This window comes from Streptomyces coeruleoprunus (genome assembly GCF_039542925.1).
GTDB classification, from domain to species: Bacteria; Actinomycetota; Actinomycetes; order Streptomycetales; family Streptomycetaceae; genus Streptomyces; species Streptomyces coeruleoprunus.
Genome location: NZ_BAABIT010000001.1, coordinates 1,215,464 through 1,237,836, shown reverse-complemented (window position 1 = coordinate 1,237,836; position 22,373 = coordinate 1,215,464). Strand labels below are relative to the sequence as shown.

Genomic DNA, 22,373 nt, shown 5'->3' with positions numbered 1-22,373 from the left:
AGGGAGAGTTGGGCCAGTGAGCAGCCCCGAGGCCCAGGCGGCCGAGACGGATGTCGCGATCATCGGCATGGCCGGACGCTTCCCCGGCGCCGACGACCTGGAGTCCTTCTGGCGTCTGCTGAGCGAGGGCCGGGAGGGCATCACCCGCTTCAGCCGCGAGGAGCTGGCCGCCGCGGGCGTACCCGCGCGGCTGCTCGACGACCCGGGGTACGTCCCGGCGCACGGCGTGATCCCGGACGTGGACCTCTTCGACACCGGATACTTCGAATTCACCCCGGCCGAGGCCGCGTTCACCGACCCGCAGCAGCGGATCCTGCTCACGGCCGGGCACGCCGCCCTGGAGCACGCCGGCTACGACCCGGCCCGCTACGACGGGCTGATCAGCGTCTACGCCGGCGCCGCGATCAACACGTACCTCCAGCAGCAGGTCCTGCCGAACGTCGACCAGACCACCACCTCGAACCACTTCGCGGTGATGGTCGGCAACGACAAGGACTTCCTCGCCACCCGGCTCTCCTACAAGCTCGACCTCAAGGGGCCGAGCTACACCGTGCAGACGGCCTGCTCCACCTCCCTCGTCGCCATCCACCTCGCCTGCCAGGGCCTCATCAACGGCGAGTGCGACATGGCACTCGCGGGCGGCGTCACCGTCAAACTCCCGCAGGCCAAGGGCTATCTGTACGAAGAGGGCGCGATCCTCTCCCGGGACGGCCACGTCCGCACCTTCGACGCCGACGCCAGCGGCACCGTCCTCGGCAACGGCGTGGGCGTCCTCGTCCTCAAGCCCCTGCGCGACGCGCTCGCCGACCGGGACACGATCCACGCCGTGATCAAGGGCACGGCGACCAACAACGACGGCTCCGGCAAGGTCAGTTTCGCCGCGCCCGGCGCCGCCGGACAGACCGCCGTCATCCGCGAGGCGCACACCGTGTCCGGCGTCGACCCCCGCTCGATCGGCTACGTCGAGGCCCACGGCACCGCCACCCGCCTCGGCGACCCGGTCGAGGTCTCCGCCCTCACCAAGGCGTTCCGCGCGGCCACCCCGGACCGGGGCTTCTGCGCCATCGGCTCGGTCAAGTCCAACATCGGCCACCTCGACGCCGCGGCGGGCGTCGCCGGTGTGATCAAGACGGTGCTGATGATGAAGCACCGCACCCTGGTGCCCACGGTGAACCACCGGACGCCCAACCCGGCCATCGACTTCGCCGCCGGCCCCTTCAAGGTCGCCACCGACACCACGCCGTGGACCGCGGAGGGCCCCCTGCGCGCCGGCGTCAGCTCCTTCGGCATCGGCGGCACCAACGCGCACGCCGTACTGGAGGAGGCCCCGCCCGTCCCGGCCACGGGCGACTCGCGCACCGGCCAGGTGCTGGTGCTGTCCGCCCGCACGGCGAGCGCGCTGCGCACCGCGGCCGACGACCTGGCCGCCCACCTGGAGGGCGACGAGCGGGCCGCGCTCGGGGACGTCGCCTACACGCTCGCGGTGGGGCGCCGGGCCCACGAGTACCGCCTCGCCGTCACCGGCGACGACCGCGCCGCGCTCGCTCGGGCCCTGCGCGCGGCGGAGATCCCGGCGCGCCCGGCGGCGGGCGAGGTGTCGTTCGTCTTCACGGAGGACGTCGCCGACGCCGCGGCCCTCGCCGAGCGGTGGCGTGCCGCCGAACCCGCCTTCGCCGAACACCACGACGCGGCTCTCGCCGCCGGCGCGGACGGCCGGGGCGAGCGCGGCCGGGCGTTCGCCGTGCAGTACGCGCTGGGCCGGCTCTGGCTCGGCTGGGGCCTGCGCCCGGCCGCCGTCCACGGCGACGGGCCCGCCGCGCTCGTCGCGGCCTGTGTGACCGGTGCGCTGGACCTGGCCGACGGCGTGGCCCGGCTGGACGACCCGGGCCGGGACGCGTCCCGCCCCGCCACGGGCCGCGGCGCCCGGATCCCCCTGCGCGGCGCGGGCGACGAGGTGCGGGGCACCGCACTCGGCGTGGCCGACGGGCCGTGGGGCGCCGTGGCCCGGGCCTGGGAGGCCGGGGCGGAGGTCGACTGGGACGCCTGGTTCGCCGGTGAGGAGCGCGGGCGCGTCCCGCTGCCGACGTACCCGTTCGAGGGGCGCCGCTGCTGGATGACCGGCCCGGACGCCACCGACGACCCGAGCGCCCCGGTCGCCGGGCACGGCCCGCACCCCATGCTGGACGAGAACGTCTCGACCCTGGACACCCTCGCCTACCGCAGCTCCCGCACGGGCGACGAGTTCTACCTGGCCGACCACCGGGTCGCGGGAGAGCCCGTCATGCCCGCCGTCGGCTACCTGGAACTGGCCCGCGCCGCCGGCGAACTGGCCGTCGGCGGCCCGGTCCGGCTGCGCGGCGTGTCCTTCGAGCAGCTCCTGTCGTACGCCGGCGGACCGCGCACCGCGCTGGTCTCCCTGTGGCACGAGCGCGACACCGTCGGCTTCGGGGTCACCGAACCCGGTGAGGACGAGGAGCGGGTCCACGCGGCCGGCGAGATCCACCCCGGGGCCGTCGAACCGCCGTCCCCGCTGGACCTGGAGGCCGTGGCCGGCCGCTGCACCGAAACGATCCCGCACGCCGACTGCTACACCCTGCTGCGCGCCCACGGGCTCGACTACGGGCCCCGGATGCGCGCCCTGGCCGAGGTGCGGGCGGGTGAGGGGGAGGCCCTGGCCACCCTGGAGCTGCCCGACGGAGCCGCCCTGGACGGCGCCGTGCTCAACCCCGCCCTCCTGGACGGCGCCCTGCACGCCCTGGTGGTGCTGCTCGCCCGCTCCTACGGCGACGCCGCCGAGGGCTTCCTGCCCCTGGCCCTCGGCGAGCTGACCGTGCACGCCCCGGTGACCGGGCCCTGCCGCGTCCATGTGACGGTCGGTCAGTCGGGGGAGCGGTCGGCGCGCGCCGACCTGACCGTCGTCGACGCCCGGGGCCATGTGCTGGCCCGGCTCGGCGACCTCGCCGTCCGCGTGCTCGGCGGCCCCCGCGAGGCGGCCCTGCTGGTCCGCCGCTGGGTGGACGCCCCGGCGGAGCGGATCGACGGGGAGGTTCGGGAGCAGGTTCGGGAGCAGGTTCGGCAGCACACCGGTGGCCCCGCCGTGGTCGTCGCCGCGAGCGAGGACCGCCGCACCCGGCTCGCCGGGATCCTCACCTCCCTGGGCGCCGAGGACGTCACGTCCCTCGCCGCCGAAGGGGCCCCCACCGCCGCCCCGGCCACCGTCCTGGTGGACGAGCCCGCACCCGAACAGGCCCTGCGCCTGGTGCAGCAGCTGCTGCGGGCCCGCCCCACGGCGCCCGTGCGCGTCCTGCTGATCCACCGCCACGACGAGGCCGGTGCCCGCCCGGAGCGGGCGGCGCTGGCCGGCTTCGCCCGCGCCGTACGGGCGGAGAACCCCCTCCTCGCCCTCCAGGCCATCGGCCTCGCCGAGGGCGTGGACGAAGCGGCCGCCCTCTCCGCCGAACTGGCCGCCGACGGCCGTGACCCGGAGGTCGCGTACACCCCGTCCGGCCGCCGCGTCCCGCACGCCGCGCCCGCACCCGCCGCCGAGCCGGTCGCCGTCCGCGACGGCGGCGTCTACGTCATCAGCGGTGGTACGGGCGGACTCGGCCGCGCCGTCGCCGACCGGCTGCTGAGCCGGGCCGACGCCCGCGTGGTCCTGCTCGGCCGCGGCGAACCGCCCGCGGCCGAGCCCGACGAGCGGATCACGCACCGCCGTGTCGACGTGTCCGACGCGGACGCCGTCGCCGCGTGCCTGGCCGCCGTACGCGCCGAGTTCGGGCCCCTCAACGGCGTCGTGCACGCGGCGGGCGTGCTGCGCGACGGCTTCGCCCTGACGAAGTCGCCCGACGACCTCGCCGCCGTCCTGGCGCCCAAGGCCGACGGCCTGCGCGCCCTGGACGCCGCCACCGCCGACGACCCGCTGGACTTCTTCGTCGCGTTCTCCTCGATCGCCGCCCACATCGGCAGCGCCGGACAGACCGACTACGCCTACGCCAACGCCTACCTGGAGGCGTACGCCGAACGCGGCGGCCGGGTCACCGCGATCGCCTGGCCCATGTGGGCCGACGGCGGCATGCGCCAGACCCCCGAGGCCGCCGCGGAGATCGCCGCCCGCACCGGCTTCGGCGTCCTGCCCACCACGACCGGCCTGGACCTGCTGGAGCGGGCGCTCGGCACGCCCGGCGCGCTCGTCGCCGCGTACGGGGACGTCGAGCGGATCACCGCCACGCTCACCGCCCCCGCCCCCGCCCCCGCCTCCGCGAAGCCGCTGCCGGCCGCGGGAGACGGGACCGGTGACGGAATCGGCGACGGGACCGGCGACGGCCCGCGCGGCGACGCCCTGCGCCTGCTGCGCGGGCTGATCGCCGCCGAGACCGGCCTCGACCCGGCGGAACTGGCCGAGGACGCCCCGTTCGACCGCCTCGGCATCGACTCGCTGATGATCACCAAGCTCAACCGCGAGCTCGACCGCCACTTCGACGCCCTGTCCAAGACGCTGTTCTTCGAGTACGGCACCCTCGGCGAGCTGGCCGGCTACTTCGCCGAGCACCACGCCGCCGAGCTCGGCGCCGACCGCCGCCCCGCCCCCGCCGCGCCCGTCGCGGCCGCCACGGCGCGCCCCGGCAGGACCGTGCGGGCCGCCCGCACCCGGCGCCCCGCCCCGCCCCGGCCGCAACCCGTACCCGAGGACGACGCCGTCGCCGTCATCGGCCTGGCCGGCCGCTACCCGCTCGCGGACGACGTCGACGAGTTCTGGGCCAACCTCGTGGCCGGCCGCGACTGCGTCGGCGAGATCCCCGCGGACCGCTGGGACCACACCCGCTGGTACGACCCCGACCCGGCGGCGCCCGGCCGTGCCCACACCCGGTGGGGCGGCTTCCTGCGCCACGTGGACCGCTTCGACCCCCTGTTCTTCGGCATCTCCCCGCGCCAGGCCGAACTGATGGACCCGCAGGAGCGGCTGTTCCTGCAGAACGCCTGGCACGTCCTGGAGGACGCCGGCTACCGCCGCGCCGACCTCGCCGGCCGCCCCGTCGGCGTGTACGTCGGCGTCATGTACGGCGAGTACCAGTTCCACGGCGCCCTGGACGCCCTGCGCGGCGGCCGCCCCCTCACCGGCTCCTCCTTCGCGACGATCGCCAACCGCGTCAGCCACGCCCTGGACCTGTCCGGCCCCAGCATGGCCCTCGACACCATGTGCTCGTCCTCGCTCACCGCCATCCACCTGGCCTGCGAGAGCCTGCGCAGGGGCGAGAGCGAACTCGCGGTCGCCGGCGGCGTCAACGTCTCCGTCCACCCCTACAAGTACGCGTTCCTCAGCCAGGGGCGCTTCCTGTCCTCCGACGGCCGGTGCCGTGCCTTCGGCGCCGGCGGCGACGGCTACGTACCCGGCGAAGGCGTCGGCGCCGTCCTGCTCAAGCCGTACCGCAAGGCCCTGGAGGACGGGGACCGCATCCACGGCGTCATCCTCGGCAGCGCCGTCAACCACGGCGCCCGCACCAACGGCTACACGGTCCCCAATCCGCGCGCCCAGCAGCGTGCCATCAGCGCCGCCATGGAGCAGGCCGGTGTCTCCCCGGCCGACATCGGGTACGTCGAGGCCCACGGCACCGGCACCGCCCTCGGCGACCCCATCGAGCTGACCGGCCTCACCCACGCCTACCGTTCGCCGGCCACCGACGCCCCGGCCGCCGACGCACCCGCCCCCGGCACCTGGCCCATCGGCTCCGTCAAGTCCAACGTCGGCCACCTGGAGTCGGCCGCCGGCATGGCCGGACTCACCAAGGTGCTGCTCCAGTTCGCCCACCGCACGCTGGTGCCGTCGCTGCACTCCGCAGAACTGAACCCGAACATCGACTTCGACCGCTCGCCGTTCCGCGTGCAGCGCGAACTCGCCCCCTGGCCCGACGGGGACCGGCCGCGCCGCGCCGCGCTCAGCTCCTTCGGCGCCGGCGGCAGCAACGCGCACCTCGTACTGGAGGAGTCGCCGCGCCCCGAACCGCTCGCCACCGCCCCGGCGGGCGAGCAGCGCGCCGACGAGCCCGTCCTGTTCCTGCTGTCCGCCCGCGACGAGGAGCGCCTGCGCGCCTACGCCGCACAGGCCGCGCGGTTCCTGGAGACCGAACGGGTCCCGCTCGCCGACCTGTGCTTCACCACCCAGGTCGGGCGCGAGCCCATGGAGGCCCGCCTCGCCGTCCTGGCCGCCGACGGCGCCGGCATCCTCGCCGCGCTGCGCCGCTACGCCGAGGGCGGCCCGGCCCCCGAGACCCCCGGCGACGGCCCGCTGGCCGAGCACGCGCGGCGCTGGCTGACCGGCGCCGACGTCGACTGGGCCGCCTGGCACGCCTCCCGGCCGGGCCCCGCCCCGCGCCGGGTGCGCGCCCCGCGCTACCCCTTCGCCGACGAGCGCCACTGGATCCCGCTCGACCCCGACCTCGGCGCGGCCGCACCGCACCCGCTCGTGGACGCCAACGAGTCCACGGTCGCCGAGCTGCGGTTCCGCAAGACCCTGCGCGCCGGCGACCCGCTGCTGCGCGACCACGTCATCGAGGGCCGGGCGATGCTCGCCGGCGCCGCCACCCTGGAGTTCGTCCGCGCCGCCGCCGGTCTCGCCGAGCCGGGCGTCCGCCACTCCCTGCGCGAGGTCGTCTGGGGCAGGCCCGTCGAAGTCCCGCACGGCGAACTGGCGTTGTACGTGTCGTACCGGCGCGACGGCGACGCCCTGGCCTTCGAGGTGTACAGCGAGACCGGCGGGGAGCGCGTCACCCACGCCCGCGGCGCCGCCGCCCCCGCACCCGACGACGCGGGCACCGCCCACGACCTCGCCGCCCTGCGCGGCCGGCTCACCCCCGTACGCGACCGGGCGGCCGCCTACGCCGACTACGCCGCCGCGGGCTTCGGCTACGGCCCCTCGTTCCGGGTCGTCGACGAGATCCTGAGCGGTCCCGGTGAGGCGCTGGTCCGGCTCTCCGCCGACGTCCCGGCGAACGGCCCCGAGGTGCCGCCCGCGCTGCTCGACGGCGCCCTGCGGGCATGCCACTGGGCGGGCAGGACGACCGCGCCGCGCCCGGGCGAACTCGCCGTTCCGTTCAGCCTGGGCACCCTCGATGTGTTCGCGCCGCTGACCCCCGTCTGCCACGCCCACGCCCGGCTGGCCGGCGAGACGGCCGGCGTCCGCCGCTTCGACCTGACCGTGTACGACGAGCACGGCCGCGTGCTGGCGACGCTACGGGACTTCGCGGGCCGGACCCCCACGACGGGCCCGTCCCCCGCGGCCGCCTCCGGGGCCTCCGCCTCGCCGGCCCTCTCGGCCTCCGCCGCCCCGGCCGGGGCCTCCGCCGGCGCGGACCACGCCGGAGCCGCCCCGTCCTCGGCCTCTCCCGGCCTCGCCGCCACGGGGCGGGCGCCCGCCGGCCCCGGAAGCGGGGCGACCGGTGAGGCGCGGTTCTACGAGCCGTACTGGCGCGTGGCCGCGGAACCCGAGCAGGGGAGTGCCGCCGGGACGCTCGTCCTGGTCGGACGGCACCCGGAACTCGCGTCCGCGCTGGCCGCCACCGGTGCGTGGCGCCACGTCACCTCCGTTCCCGAGGACGCCGACGGACTGGCCGGCGCCCTCGCCGAGGCCGCCGGTGCCGAGGGCCTGGACATCGCCCTCGTCCGCGGGCCGGACGAGCGCGGGTCGTCCGGGGGCACGTCGCCCGCGGCCGCGCTCGACCGCCTCTGCGCCACGGTGCTCGACGTGCTGCGCGCGGTGGAGTCCGGTGCGCTGCCCGGGCGGGTGCGCTGTCTGCTCGTCCACGCCCAGGACGGCGGCGACGACCGGCCGGAGTGGGCCGCGCTCGCCGGGTTCGCGCGCTCCACGGCCCCCGTGGCACCGCGCTTCGAGCTGCTGACCCTCGGCATCGACCCCGACGCGCCCGCCGCCGAACTGGCCTCCGCCGTGGCCGTCGAGCTGCGGGCCGCGCCCCGAGCGGGCGGTGTCGAGGTCCGCAGGACGGCGACGGGCGACCGCGAGGTGCGCGCCCTGCGCCCGCTCGCCGCCACCGGTGACGCCGCGCCGCCCCTGCGGGACGAGGGCGTCTACGTCCTCACCGGAGGCGCCGGAGCCATCGGCCGGATCCTCGCCGAGCACCTGGCGCGCGCCCACCGCGCGAAGCTGGTGCTCATCGGCCGCTCCGAGCCGGACGCGGACGCACGCGCCTGGCACCGCACGCTGACCGGCCTCGGCGCCGAAGTCCTCGCCCTGCGCGCCGACGTGACCGACGCGGACGGCCTCGACGCGGCCCTGACGGCCGCCCGGGACCGGTTCGGCGCCCTCCACGGGGTGTTCCACCTCGCCGGCGTCGCCACCGACGGCCGCGCCACCGACGGCGACCACAGCCGGTTCGCGCGGGTGCTGGCGGCGAAGACGCACGGCCTGGTCCACCTGGACCGGCTCACCCGGGACGACGCCCTCGACCTGTTCGTCGTCTTCTCCTCCGTGTCCTCGCTGATCGGCGACTTCGGCGCCGCGAGCTACGCCACCGCCAACCGCTTCGCGGACCTCTTCACCATGGAGCGCGACACCCGCGCGCGCCGCGGCGAACGGCACGGCCGCAGCCTCTCCCTCGGCTGGCCGCTCTGGTCGGCCGGCGGCGTCGACGGTCTCGTACGGGAGCAGGAACGCGCCGCGTACACCCGGCGCAGCGGCATGCGGGCGCTCGACGCCGGGCAGGCGCTGACCGCGTTCACGCGCTCCTTCGCGCCCGGCCTGGCCTGGCTGGTCCCCGCCTGGGGCGACCCGGCGGCCATGGACGCCGCGCTCACCGATGCCCCCGCGGGCGCACCGGCCGCCGTCCCCCCGTCCGCCCGGCCGGCCGGGGACGGGCCGCGCGCGCGGCTCGTCGAACACCTGCGGGACGTCCTCGCGGGCGTGCTCAAGCTGCCCGTGGGCCGGCTCGACAGCCGGGTCCCGCTCGACGACTACGGCCTGGACTCGGTGCTGGTCATGGAGTCCAACTCGCTGCTCGGCAAGGACTTCCCGGGGCTGCGCGGCACGGTGTTCTTCGAGTACCGGACCGTCGACGAGCTGGCCGACCACGTGCTCGCCGAGCACCCGGAGGCCGTCGCCCGCCTCTTCCCGGAGCCGCGGACCGCGCCCACGGCCGCCCCGGTCCACGAGGCAGGGACCGCGTCCGCCCTCGCCCCCGTCCAGGAGGTGCGCCCCACGGCCGAGGCCCCCCGCCCGGCGCGTCCCGAGCCGTCCCGCCCGGCAGCCCGGGACGACGACCCCATCGCCGTCATCGGCCTCAGCGGCCGCTACCCGCAGGCCCGTGACCTCGACGAGTTCTGGCGCAACCTCGCCGCAGGCCGCGACTGCGTGACCGAGGTGCCCGCCGACCGCTGGGACGCCGACGCCCTGTACGACCCCGACCCGGCGGCCCCGGGGCGCAGCTACAGCCGTTGGGGCGGCTTCCTGTCCGACGTGGACTCCTTCGACTCGCTGTTCTTCCAGATCTCGCCCAAGCAGGCCCGCTCGATGGACCCGCAGGAGCGGCTGTTCCTGGAGACGGCCTGGTCGGCGCTGGAGAACGCGGGCTACCCGCCGTCGCGCATCCCCGCCCCCCGGTTCGGCGGGCAGGGCCACGACGTCGGCGTGTTCGTCGGCGTCATGTGGGACGACTACGCCGTCCTCGCGGCCACCGAGTCCGCGCGCGGCAACCACCAGGTGGTCCTGGCCAACCGGTCCTCGATCGCCAACCAGGTGTCGTACTTCGGCGACTTCCGCGGCCCCAGCGTCGTGGTCGACACCGCCTGCTCGGCGTCCCTCGTGGCCGTCCACCAGGCGTGCGAGAGCATCCGCCGCGGCGAGTGCTCCTACGCGATCGCGGGCGGCGTCAACGTGGCCGTCCACCCGGACAAGTACGTCCACCTCAGCCGTAAGACGATGCTGTCCGCCGACGGCCGGTGCCGTGCCTTCGGCGCGGGCGGCAGCGGCTACGTGCCGGGCGAGGGCGTCGGCGCGGTGGTCCTGAAGCGGCTGTCGGACGCCGTCCGCGACGGCGACACCGTGCACGCCGTGATCCGGGCGACCGCCGTCAACCACGGCGGCCGCACCAGCGGCTTCACCGTGCCCAACCCGCACGCCCAGCAGGCCCTGGTGGAACAGGCGCTGGCGGACGCGGGCATCGACGCGCGCACCATCGGCTGCGTCGAGGCGCACGGCACCGGCACCGCGCTCGGCGACCCGATCGAGCACACCGCGCTGGCCCAGGCGTTCGCCCGGCACACCGCCGACACCGGGTTCTGCGCGCTCGGCTCCGTCAAGTCGGCCATCGGCCACCTGGAGGGCGCGGCCGGCATCGCCGGGCTCACCAAGGCGGTCCTCCAGCTGCGGAACGGCACGCTGCTGCCCACGCTGCACGCCGACGAGCCCAACCCGGTCATCGACTTCGCGCGCTCGCCGTTCACGATCCAGCGCGAGACCGCCCCCTGGCCGCGCCCGTACGACGCGGACGGCCGGTCGCTGCCGCGCCGCGCCGCCGTCAGCTCCTTCGGCGCGGGCGGCACCAACGCGCACGTCGTGCTCGAGGAGTACGTGGCGCCCGAGCCCGCCCCGGCGGACCCCGGGACGCCCGAGCTGATCGTGCTGTCCGCCCGCGACGCGGACCGGCTGCGCGCGTACGCCGCCGAACTGGGCCGCGCGCTGGCCGAACCGGCCGCGCCGCTGCGCCTCGCCGACGTCTCGTACACGCTGCGGGCCGGCCGGGAGCCGCTGGCCGAGCGGCTGGCGTTCGTCGCCGCCGACGTCGCCGACGCCGCGGCGAAGCTCACGGCCGCCGGCCGGGGCGAGGGCGGCCAGTGGCTGCACCGCGGCCGGGTCGAGCAGCACCCGCCGCTCGCCGGCCTGTTCACCGACGGCATCGGCGGCGAGGACTTCCTGTCCGCCCAGATCCGGGTCGGCGACGACGACATGCTGGCACGGCTGTGGGTGTCGGGCATCACCGTCGACTGGGACCTGGTGCACCGGCTCCGGCCGGGCGTACGCCGCCGGGTTCCGCTGCCGACCTACCCGTTCGAGCGGGTACGGCACTGGCTGACCACCGGCCCGTCTCCGGCGACCCCGGCCGACGCGCCCGCCCCGGCCACCGCGAGGCACCCGGCCGCCCCGGCGGCAGGGGGCGCGGCACGCGAGGCCCGCACCTGGGAGACCACACTGCGCGCCGGTGCGCCCGTGCTGCGGGACCACGTCGTCGACGGCCGCCCGATCCTGCCCGGCGTGGGGCACCTCGACCTCGTCGCCGAGGCGAGCGGCGGGCTGACCGGGCGGGCCTTCGCGGACGTCCGCTGGGTGGCCCCGCTGGCCGTGACCGGCCAGGAGGCCCGCGTGACCGTGGCGTTCGACGCGGACCGCTACGAGGTACGGGGACCCGACGGCGCCGTCCGCTCGTACGGCCGCCTGGAGGACGCCCCGGCGGCGCCCCCCGCGCTCGACGTGGCCGCGCTGCGGGACCGGCTGGACACCGGCCCCGACCAGGCCGCGTTCTACCGGCTCCTCGAAGGACAGGGACTGCCGTACGGACCGTTCTTCCGCCGGGTCCGCCAGGTGTGGACCGGCCGGGACGACGTGCTCGGCCGCATCGGAGAGGCGCCCGCCGGCGACCCGGCGCACGCCCTGCACCCGGGCGTCCTGGACGCCGCCCTGCACACCGTCGCGGCGCTCCTGGTCCGGCGCAGGGGTGCGCACGCCCGGCCGATGCTGCCGTTCGCGGCCGACCGCGTCGACGTCTTCGGCCCGGTCCCGGCGACCGGCTGGTCCTCCGTGGAGGAGACCGGCACCGACCGCTGCGACGTCCTGCTGCTCGACGAGTCGGGCGCCGTGCGGGTGCGGTTCACCGGCCTGACCTACCGCGAGGCGAAGGCGAACACGGTGGTCGTCCACCGGCCGGTGTGGACCGCGCGTCCCGCCGACGGCGCGGCCGCACCCGCCCGTACGGTGCTGCTCGTCGGCGAGCGGCCGGACGCCGAGCCCGCCCTCGCCCTCGCCCGCGCCCACGGGGACGCGGACGTGCGGCACCTGCCGATCGGCGCCGCCGGCCTCACGGACGCGGAGCTGGACCGCGCCCTCGCCGGGCAGGACGCGCCCGACCTGGTGTACTTCCTCGGCACCGGGCCCGATCAGGAGCCCGCCGACCGCGCCGCGCTGCGCGCGGTGACGGACCGGAGCGTCGTCGCGCTCTACCGCCTCGTCCGCGCCCTGGACCGGCACGGCCTGCTGGAGCGGCCGCTGCGGCTGAAGGTCGTCACCACGGACGTCCACCCGATCGAGCCGGGCGACGACTCGGCCCCCTGGGCCGCCGGCCTCGCCGGCCTGGCCATGGTGGTCGGCAAGGAGTTCCCGAACCTGACGGTCGCGCTGGTCGACGTGCGCTCCGCCGAGGCCGCCGCCTCGGCCGCCGGAGTCGTGGCCGAGCCGTTCCCGGCCCGGCCCGTGCCGGTGTCCCTTCGGTCCGGCGTCCGCCGCGTCCGCACCCTGGAACGCGTCGAACTGCCCGCGGGCCCGCCCCGGTTCCGGCACGGCGGGGTCTACCTCGTCATCGGCGGCCTCGGCGCGGTCGGCCGGGACACCTGCCGCCACCTGGCCCGGACGTACGGGGCCAAGCTGGTCGTCGTCGGGCGCTCCCCGCTCGACGAGCGGCGGCGCCGCACGCTCACCGAACTGGAGCAGGCCGGGGCCGAGGTGCGCCACCTCGCCCTCGACGCCACCGACCCGGAGGCGCTGGCCGGGGCCGTACGCCTCGCCAAGCGCGAGTTCGGCGCCCTGCACGGCGTCGTCAACGCCACGATGGTGCTGGTCAACCGCGTCGTACGGGAACTGCCCGAGGACGGGCTGCGCACCGCCCTGGAGTCCCGGGCCGACTCGACCTGGAGCGTGCTGCGCGCGGTCCGCGACGAGCCCCTGGACTTCGTGCTCCTCTACTCCTCCGGCGTCGCATTCGAGGGCAACCACGGGCAGGCCGGCTACGCGGCGGGCTGCACGTTCGCCGACGCCTACGCCCTGCACGCCGCCCGCACCCTGCCCTTCCCGGTACGGGTGCTGAACCTGGGCTACTGGCACGCGGGCGGCGACGAGGAGCGGGAGCGGGTCCTGCGCCGCTTCGAGGCGGCCGGCATCCGGCCCCTGACGGCCGAACAGGGCATGACCGTCGTCGAACGGACGCTCGCGGCCGCTCTGCCGCAGGTGTTCACGCTCGACGCCGACCGGCACATCCTCGACAACCTGGGGATCGACCCGGACCGCACCCTGACGGTGCTGCCGGGCTCCGCCCCGGCCCGGCTGCCCGAGGTGCGCGCCCACACCGCCGACGACCGTGACCTGAGGGACCAGCAGCTCGCCGTGGCCGAGCTGGAGCGGCTGGCGCACCGCCTGCTGGCGGCCGCGCTGGACCGGGCCGGCCTGTTCGCGCGGGCGGAGCGGGGCGCCGGCCGGGAGGAGCTGGCCGCACGGCTGGGCGTGGTGCCCGAGCACGCCGCGCTGTTCCGGGCCCAGCTCGACATGCTCGTCGCCTCCGGCCACCTGCGGGCCGACGAGGCCGGCCGCGTGCACGCCGCCGGCCGCCCCGCCGAGCGCGAGGCCGACGTCGTGCGGGAACTCGACGTTCTGATGGGCCGTCACCCCGGTGTCGTCCCGGTCGCCTCGCTGCTGCGGGACTGCCTCGCGGCCCTGCCCGAGGTGCTGACCGGACGGCTCGGTGCCATGGAGGTCCTCTTCCCCGACGGCTCGCCGGAGCGGGTGGCCGCCGTGTACCGGGGCGACCCGGTCACCGACCGCTGCAACGCCGAGGTGGCGCGGCTCGTCGCCGAGCAGGTCGGGGCCCGGCTGGCCGCCGCTCCAGGCGGCACGGTACGCGTCCTGGAGGTGGGCGCCGGAACGGGCGGGACGACGACGGCGGTGCTCGCCGCCCTCGCCCCGTACGCCGACTCCGTGGAGTACGTCTTCACGGACGTGTCCCCGGCCTTCGTCCGCAAGGCCCGCGGCCGGTTCGGCACGGACCACCCCTTCGCCCGCTTCGAGGTGCTGGACATCGAGGCCGACCCGGCCGGCCAGGGCATGACCCTCGGCGGCCACGACGTGGTGTTCGGCACGAACGTCCTCCACGCCACCCGCCGGCTCTCCCACACCCTGACCCAGGCCAAGCGGCTGCTGCGCGGCGGAGGGGTGCTGCTCCTCACGGAAGGCACCCGGCCCCAGCACCAACTGGCGCTGATCTTCGGCCTGACCGCCGGGTGGTGGCTGTTCGCCGACCCGGAGCAGCGGATGCCCGCCTCGCCCCTGGCGAGCGAGCGGCAATGGCGCGACGCCCTCGCGGCCTGCGGCTTCCGGCACATCAGCGCCGGGTCGCCGACGACGGAGGCCGGACCGGCCTTCCAGAGCGTCATCGCGGCCGTCAGCGACGGCGTGGTGGAGCCCGCCGGCCCCACGGCCGAGCAGCCGGACGCGGGGGAGCCAGTGCCGCCCGGAGCCGAGGACAGGGCTTCGGCCGCCGCCGCTCCCGACGACGCCCTGGAGCGGGTGACGGAGGTCTTCGCCCGGGTGCTGGAAATGGCGCCCGAGCAGCTGGACCCCGACCTCACCTTCGAGAACTACGGCGTGGACTCGCTGGTCGTGCTGGAGCTGACCCGCGGCCTCGAAGCGGTGTACGGGCCGCAGCCCGCGACCCTGCTGTTCGAACGGATCACCGTCCGGCAGCTCGCCGAGCACTTCGGTACCGCGGGGCGCCCGGCCCCCTCCGTACCCCCGGCACCGGCCTCCGCCACCGCGGAGACCGCACCCGGGCCGGCGCCCGAGGCCGAACACCGGCCAGGGACCGCGCCCGGGCCCGAGCCCGAGTCCGCCCAGCTCGGCGACGCCGAGCGCCTGGTCGCGGGCCTGTCCGACGCAGCCGTCGAAGAGCTGCTGGCCGAACTGCTCTCCGCGCGCGGGGAGTCCGAAGGAGGCGGACGATGACTGCCGAGCCGTTCAGCTGTGTCGTGATCGGCGAGGAGACCCTCCTCGTCGAGTGCACGAGGCTGCTCCTCGCACGCGGACACACGGTGGCCGCCGTGGTGTCCCCCTCCCCGGAGCTGGTCGCCTGGGCGGAGGGCGAGGGGCTGCCGGCCGTGCCGTTCGGGCGTGACCTCGCCGAACGGCTGGCGCCGCTGCGCTTCGACTACCTGTTCAGCATCGCCAACCTCCGGATGCTCCCGGACGAGGTGCTGGCGCTGCCCGCGCGGCTGCCGGTCAACTTCCACGACGGGCCGCTGCCCCGGCACGCGGGTCTGTTCGCGACCAGCTGGGCCATCCTGGACGGCGACAAGCAGCACGGCGTCACCTGGCACGTGATGACCGGCGAGGCCGACACCGGCGACGTCCTCAAGCAGCGCACGGTGCCGGTCGACCCGGCGGCGACGGTCCACGACCTCGACGTCGCCTGCTTCGACGCGGGCATCGAGTCCTTCGCCGAACTCGTCGACGAGCTGGCCGCCGGCACGGCCACCCGCACCCCGCAGGACCTCGGCCTGCGCACGTACCACGGCCGGTACGACGGGCTGCCGCGCGGCGGCCTGTTCGACTGGCGGCAGCCCGCCGCCGAACTCGACGCGCTGGTGCGGGCCACCGCCTTCGGGCGCCGCCGCAACGACTTCGGCACCGCTCTGCTGGCCCTCGGCGACCGTCTCGTCGCCGTCCGGGGCGTGGAGGTCTCCGACCGGCTCTCCACGGCCGAGCCCGGCACCGTGGTGGGCTCCGGACCCGACGCGCTCACGGTCGCGACCGGCGACCGCGACGTCCGCCTCACCGACCTGGCCGACCCGGCCGGCGAACGGCTCGACCCGGCCGCCCTCGCCGACACCCTGGCCCGCGAGCACGACGGCCGTTTCCCGCACCTCACCGACGAGGACGTGGCGGCGCTGGCCGAGGCCGGCCGTGCCGCCCACCGGCAGGAACGCCGCTGGCTGCGCGTGCTGGAGACGCTGGAGCCCGTCCTTCCGCCGAGGTTCGGCCGCCTCGCTCCGGCCGACCGCCCCGAGGGCCCCGTCCCGCTGCCCGACGCGCTGCGCACCGTGCCCGGCGCGCCCGAGCACGTGGCGCTCGCCGCGGTGCTGGCCTTCCTCGCCCGGCTGACCCGCGGCGGCGAACGCGACGTCGCCCTGTCCGCCCCGCCGCCGCCCTCCGCGGCGGCCGCCGCCCTGCTCGCCCCCGAAGTGCCGCTGCGCGCCCCGCAGGGACTGCTCGACCGGACCCTGCCGGACCTGACCACCCTGGTCGGCGCCGAGGCGTCGGCGGCCCGCGCCCGCTCCCCGTACCGGCGCGACGTCCCGCTGCGCCACCCGTCCCTCACCGGCGCCGCCCGCACCGGGCTGCCCGTGACGATCCTGCTGCCCGGCGACGACTGCGGCGCGGAGCCCCGGGGCCGGGCGCTGACCGTCCGCATCGACGCCGACGGCGCGGTCCGCTTCCACGGCGGTACGGAACTGACGCACCACCACGAGGCCTGGCTGGCCGCCCACTTCGCGTTGTTCCTCGGCGCGGCGGCCGAGGAGCCGCACCGTCCGCTGGGCACCTTGCCCCTGCTCGCCGGCGAGGAGCGCGAGCTGGTCCTGGGCCGGTGGAACGACACCGCCGAGGACTATCCGCGCGACCGCACCGTCAGCCGGCTGATCGCCGACCTCGCCTGCGCCGCGCCGGACGTCACCGCCGTCCGCTTCGAGGACCGGGAACTGACCTACGGCGAGCTGGACCAGGCCGCCGACCGGCTGGCCCACCGCCTCACCGGCCTGGGCGCCGGACCCGGCACCCTCGTCGGCGTGTACCTGCGGCGCTCCCGGACCTGCTCGTCGCCCTGCTCGCCGTCCTCAAGGGCGGCGCCGCGTACGTGCCGATCGACCCGATCTACCCGCCCGCCCGCATCGGCCACATGCTGGAGGACTCCGGCGCCCGCCTCGTCGTCACCGACGAGGCCCTCGCCGGCACGCTCGCGGACCTTCCGGTGACACCCGTACGGGTCGCGCAGCCGGAGACGCACGGCGCCTCCGTCCCCGCCCCGCCCCTCGACCGCTCGGACCCCGACGCGGCCGCGTACGTCATCTACACCTCCGGCTCCACCGGCCTGCCCAAGGGCGTCCAGGTGGGCCACCGCGCCCTGGTCAACTTCCTGTGGACCATGGCCCGCCGCCCCGGCTTCGGCTCCCGGGACTCGCTGCTCGCACTCACCACCGTGTGCTTCGACATCGCCGGCCTGGAGCTGTACCTGCCGCTGATCCGCGGCGGCACCGTCGAGGTGCTGTCCGAGGCCGTGGCCGCCGACGGCTTCGCCCTGCGCGAGCGCGTCGAGCGGTCCGCCCCCACGGTGCTCCAGGCCACGCCCACCACCTGGCAGATGCTCCTCGCCGCCGGCTGGCCCGGCGACCCCGCGCTGCGCGCCCTGTGCGGCGGCGAGCCGCTGCCCGCCGAGCTGGCCGACCGGCTCGCCCCCCGCGTGGGCGCCCTGTACAACATGTACGGCCCCACCGAGACGACCATCTGGTCCACCGTCGACCGGGTCCGCCCCGGCGAGCCGGTCACCATCGGCCGCCCCATCGGCAACACCCGCTGCCACGTCCTCGACGAACGCGGCGTCCCCGTCCCGCCCGGCATCCCGGGCGAGCTGTACCTGTCCGGCGACGGCGTCGCCGACGGCTACCTCGGCCGCCCCGACCTGACCGCCGAGCGCTTCGTCACCGCCCCCGAGGACGGCAGCGGCCGCGCCTACCGCACCGGCGACCTCGTCCGGCACCTGCCGGACGGCCGCCTGGAGTACCTGGAGCGGATCGACGGCCAGATCAAGCTGAACGGCTACCGCATCGAACTGGGCGAGGTCGAGTCCGCGCTGCGCCAGGTCCCCGGCGTCACGGCCGCGGTGGCCCTCGTCCGCGAGGACCGGCCGGGGGAGCGCCGCCTCGTCGCGTACGCCACCGGCGAGCCCGCGGCCCCCGAGGCGCCCGGGCCCGACGCGCTGCGCGCCGCCCTGCGCGAGCGCCTGCCCGCGTACATGGTCCCGGCCGCCGTACTGGTCCTGCCGAAGCTGCCCCTCACCCCGAACGGCAAGATCGACCGCAAGGCGCTGCCCCAGCCCGGCACTTCCCGCGTCGCCGGCGGCGCCGCCGCCGTCCGCACCGACCTGGAGCGCCGCATCGCCGACGTCTGGTGCGAGGTCCTGGGCCTGGAGTGGGTGGGCGCCGAGGACAACTTCTTCGACGTGGGCGGCGACTCGCTGCGCCTCACCTCCGTCGCGGCCGTCCTGCGCGAGCGGCTCGGCCGGCCGGTCACCCGCCTCGACATGTTCGGCCACCCGACCGTACGGGCCATGGCGGCGCACCTGACCGACGCCGACCCGCCCGCCGCGACCGGCCGGCGCCGCACCCGGGACGTCGCCGCGCTGGCCCAGCGACGCGGACGGAGGCAGCGCCGCCCATGACCGATCCCACCGCCACCGCCATCACCACCGCACATCGATCCCAGACGGGTACCACAGGGGGTTCCGTGTCCAGTTGCCAGGTCTGCTCGCTCAAGGCCGATCACCCGGGGGTGGTGCTCGACGACCAGGGGGTCTGCAACCTCTGCAACCTGGACTTCGCCGAGGACCTCCTCGTCAACTACCGCTACACCAGCGAGGTGTTCACCGAGTTCCAGCAGGCCCCGCGGTCCGCCGGCGCGTACGACTGCCTGTTCATGTACAGCGGCGGCAAGGACAGCACGTACATGCTGGACAAGTTCGTCAACGACTACGGCAAGCGGGTCCTCGCCTTCACCTTCGACGTGCCGTTCGAGAGCGTGCACGCGGCGCAGAACATCGCGCTCGCCCGCGAGAAGATCCCGGCGACGTTCGTGCTGGACGCCGACGACGACAACATCAAGCTGATGATGCGCGAGGTGTTCAACCGCCCCGCCCCCAAGAAGCCCGGCAAGTACCTCGACGAGAAGCTGCCCTGCGTCTCCTGCCGCACGTTCTTCGTGCTGCGCGCGATCCTCATGGCGTACCGGCAGAAGATCCCGTACATCGCGCTGTGCGCCGACCCGCAGCAGATCCTCACCATGCAGTCCAACGTCCGCGAGATCGTCCGCGACTTCTACAAGACCTTCGGCGAGCGGCTCACCGACACGCTTTTCGGCGGACAGCTGGAGGAACTCCTCTTCGACGAGGACGAGAACCTCCCGAAGATCGTCTTCCCGTTCATCGCCATGCGCCACGACTACGACCCCGACCGCATCGTCGAGGAACTGCGCGCGAAGGGCCTCTACCAGTCGTCGCCCCTGGAGACGCACTGCACCCTCTTCCCGCTCCTGAACTACTACTCGTTCACGAACTGGGACTGCATGTTCTACAAGCTCAACGCGGCCAGCCACGTCCGGTCCGTGAAGCGCAACGCCGACTACGACCGGAACACGTTCAGCATCAAGTTCCCCCGCTCCCTCGACCTCGCCGACGTGGAGGAGCGGCTGGGACAGGTCGTGCGGGCGATCGCCGCCGGCGAGGGCGACCGCGACGAGCACGAGCGCACCCTCGTCGACCTGTTCCAGCGCATGGACGCCTCCGAGGACGCCGCCCGCTTCGTCGCCCGCAGCTTCCTCGACATGCGTTCCGTCGCCGCCGACCTCGGCATACGCCTGAGCTGAGACCTGGACCAGGGAGAACCACCATGACCTATTCCGACTCCGACGTCGCGATCGTCGGCATGGCCTGCCGCTTCCCGGGCGCGGACTCCGTCGACCGCTTCTGGGACGTGCTGCGCGAGGGCCGCGAGACCCTGACCCGCTACACCGACGAGGAGCTGCTCGCGGCCGGCGTGCCCGCCGAGCGGCTCGCCGACCCGCGCTACGTCAAGGCCGGGCAGACCATCCCCGGTGTCGACCTGTTCGACTCCGAGCTGTTCCAGTTCACCCAGGACGAGGCCGAGATCCTCGACCCGCAGCACCGCGTCTTCCTGGAGTGCGCCCTCGAAGCGCTGGAGCGGGCCGGCTACGACCCCGACCGCACCGACGGCCACATCGGCGTCTACGTCGGCGCGGGCATGAACACCTACCTGCTGCACAACCTGGGCGAGCGCTACCGGGCCGCGTCCTCCGTGGACCACTACCGGCTGATGCTCGCCAACGACAAGGACTTCCTCGCCACCCGCGTCTCGTACAAGCTCGACCTGCGCGGCCCCAGCGTCAACATCAACACCGCCTGCTCCACGTCCCTCGTCGCCGTGCACACCGCGTGCCTGGCGCTGCTGGGCGGCGAGTGCGACCTCGCCCTCGTCGGCGCCGTGCACCTGGGCCCGCCGCAGCAGGGCTACCAGTACCAGGAAGGCATGATCTTCTCGCCGGACGGCCACTGCCGCGCCTTCGACGCCGACGCCCGAGGCACCGTCATCGGCAGCGGCGCCGGCGCCGTCGTCCTCAAGCGCCTCAAGGAGGCCCTGGCCGACGGCGACTGGATCCACGCCGTCATCAAGGGCTCCGCCATCAACAACGACGGCTCCGGCAAGACCGGCTACACCGCGCCCAGCATCGCCGGCCAGGCCGCCGTCATCGCCGACGCCCAGGAGGTCGCCGACGTCGAGCCCGACACCATCGGCTACGTCGAGGCGCACGGCACGGGCACCCCCCTCGGCGACCCCATCGAGGTCGCCGCGCTCACCGAGGCGTTCCGCCAGGGCACCGACCGCACCGGCTACTGCGCGCTCGGCTCCGTGAAGACCAACATCGGCCACCTCGACACCGCCGCCGGCATGGCCGGCCTCATCAAGACCGCGCTGATGCTGGAGCACCGCACCCTGGTGCCCAGCCTCCACTTCACCTCTCCCAACCCGGACATCGACTTCGCGTCGAGCCCCTTCTTCGTCAGCACCGCCACCACCGAGTGGGACGACGCCGAAGGCCCCCGCCGCGCCGGCGTCAGCTCCTTCGGCATCGGCGGCACCAACGCCCACGTCATCCTCCAGGAGCCCCCGGCCAGGACCGCCGCCCCGCGCGGCCGCGACCGCGAGCTGCTGGTCCTGTCCGCCCGCTCCGAGGCCGCCCTGAAGCAGGCCGCCACCGCGCTGGCCCGCCACCTCAAGCTCCACCCGGACCTCGACCTGGGCGCCGTCGCGCAGACCCTCGGCCTCGGCCGCCGCGCCCACTCCCACCGGCTCGCCCTGGTCGCCCGCGGCACCCGGGACGCCGCCATGGCCCTCGCCCTCGGCGACGAGGAGCGGCTGCGGCAGGGCGTGGCCGGGCGCGAACCGGGCGGACCCGTGTTCGTCCTGACGGCCACCGGAGCCGACCCGGCCGACAGCGCCGAGCTGTACGGCTCGGTGTCCGCGTACCGGTCCGCCGCCGACGCGTGCGCCACCGCCCTCGGCCGGCCCGGCGAGGCCGCGACCGTCCTCGGCGAGGCCGGCCCGCGCGCCGCGTTCGTCCACGAGTACGCGCTCGCCGCCACCCTCGTCGCCTGGGGCGTCACCCCCGCCGGGCTCGCCGCGGAGGGCACCGGCCTGGCCGTCGCCGCCGCCCTCGCCGAGGCCCTGCCCCTCGCCGACGCGCTGGCCCTCGCCGACGGGACCCGGCCGGCCCGCTTCGCACCGCCGCGGCTGCCCGTCGTGTCCCCGCGCACCGGCCGCTGGATGACCGAGGACGAGAGCCGCCTGGCCGACGCCTGGACCGGACCCGCCGCCCCGCCGGCCCTCGACGCGCTGCTCGACGGCACCGGACGCCACGCGGCCCGGCTCGCCCCGGCCGATGGCGAACCGGCCGGCACGGCCCACCTGCTGACGCTCGCGGCGGACCAGTGGGTGCTCGGCGCCGACCTCGACTTCGCGGCCGTCCACGCCGACAGCGAGGTCCGCCGCGTGCCGCTGCCGACCCACCGCTTCGAACGGCGCCGGCACTGGGTCGAGCCCGGCGCCCACACCACCGCCCCCGCCCCGCGGGACACCGACCGGCTCGTCGACCGCCTCGACCCGGAGGACCCGCGGCACAACGCCGGGCTCATCACGGACTACCTGGTCGAGGAGATCGGCAAGGTCCTCGGCGGCCGCCACCTCGCCGCCCTGGACACCAACCTCTTCGATCTGGGCCTGGACTCGCTGGTGCTCATCGAGGTCGTCGCCAAGCTCGGCGAGGAACTGGACTTCGAGGTCCCGGCGACGTCGTTCGTCGAGTTCCCCACGATCCGCACGTTCGTGGACAACCTCACCGAACTCATGGGCTTCACGCCCGGCCCCGAGAGCCCCGGCACGCCCGCCGCCCGCACATCGAGGCGGGCCCAGCGAGCAGCGGCCCGTCACCACACCACCGCCTGACGGCCCCTCGGCAGGGCCCCCGTCCTCAGCACCCGGTCCCGGCGCCC

The 22,373-nt window shown here is 75.9% G+C and carries 4 protein-coding genes and 1 pseudogene; all 5 read left to right on the top strand.

What is annotated here, in order from left to right; translation table 11 throughout:
- The first annotated feature begins 16 nt into the window (after nucleotides 1-16).
- The 5 genes and pseudogenes from ABEB09_RS05500 to ABEB09_RS05480 all read left to right on the top strand — a co-directional run bounded on the left by ABEB09_RS05500 (nucleotide 17) and on the right by ABEB09_RS05480 (nucleotide 22,326).
- Nucleotides 17-14,986, top strand: a complete 14,970-nt coding sequence (locus ABEB09_RS05500; protein ID WP_345687660.1) for an SDR family NAD(P)-dependent oxidoreductase — start codon at nucleotides 17-19, stop codon at nucleotides 14,984-14,986.
- Nucleotides 14,983-17,858: pseudogene (locus ABEB09_RS05495) on the top strand (amino acid adenylation domain-containing protein); the annotation flags it as partial. The gene ABEB09_RS05500 and the pseudogene ABEB09_RS05495, both read left to right, overlap by 4 nt.
- Nucleotides 17,838-18,473, top strand: coding sequence for a phosphopantetheine-binding protein (locus tag ABEB09_RS05490; RefSeq protein ID WP_345693844.1), 636 nt, complete (start codon nucleotides 17,838-17,840; stop codon nucleotides 18,471-18,473). The pseudogene ABEB09_RS05495 and the gene ABEB09_RS05490, both read left to right, overlap by 21 nt.
- The gene (locus tag ABEB09_RS05485; protein WP_345687658.1) at nucleotides 18,470-19,672 is read left to right on the top strand and encodes an adenine nucleotide alpha hydrolase family protein; all 1,203 of its coding nucleotides are present in this window, start codon (nucleotides 18,470-18,472) and stop codon (nucleotides 19,670-19,672) included. The genes ABEB09_RS05490 and ABEB09_RS05485 overlap by 4 nt, the downstream gene beginning before the upstream one ends.
- 23 nt (nucleotides 19,673-19,695) lie before the next feature.
- Nucleotides 19,696-22,326 carry a type I polyketide synthase gene (locus ABEB09_RS05480; protein WP_345687656.1) on the top strand — a complete coding sequence of 877 codons (2,631 nt, stop codon included), beginning with the start codon at nucleotides 19,696-19,698 and terminating at the stop codon, nucleotides 22,324-22,326.
- The last annotated feature ends 47 nt before the right edge of the window (nucleotides 22,327-22,373 follow it).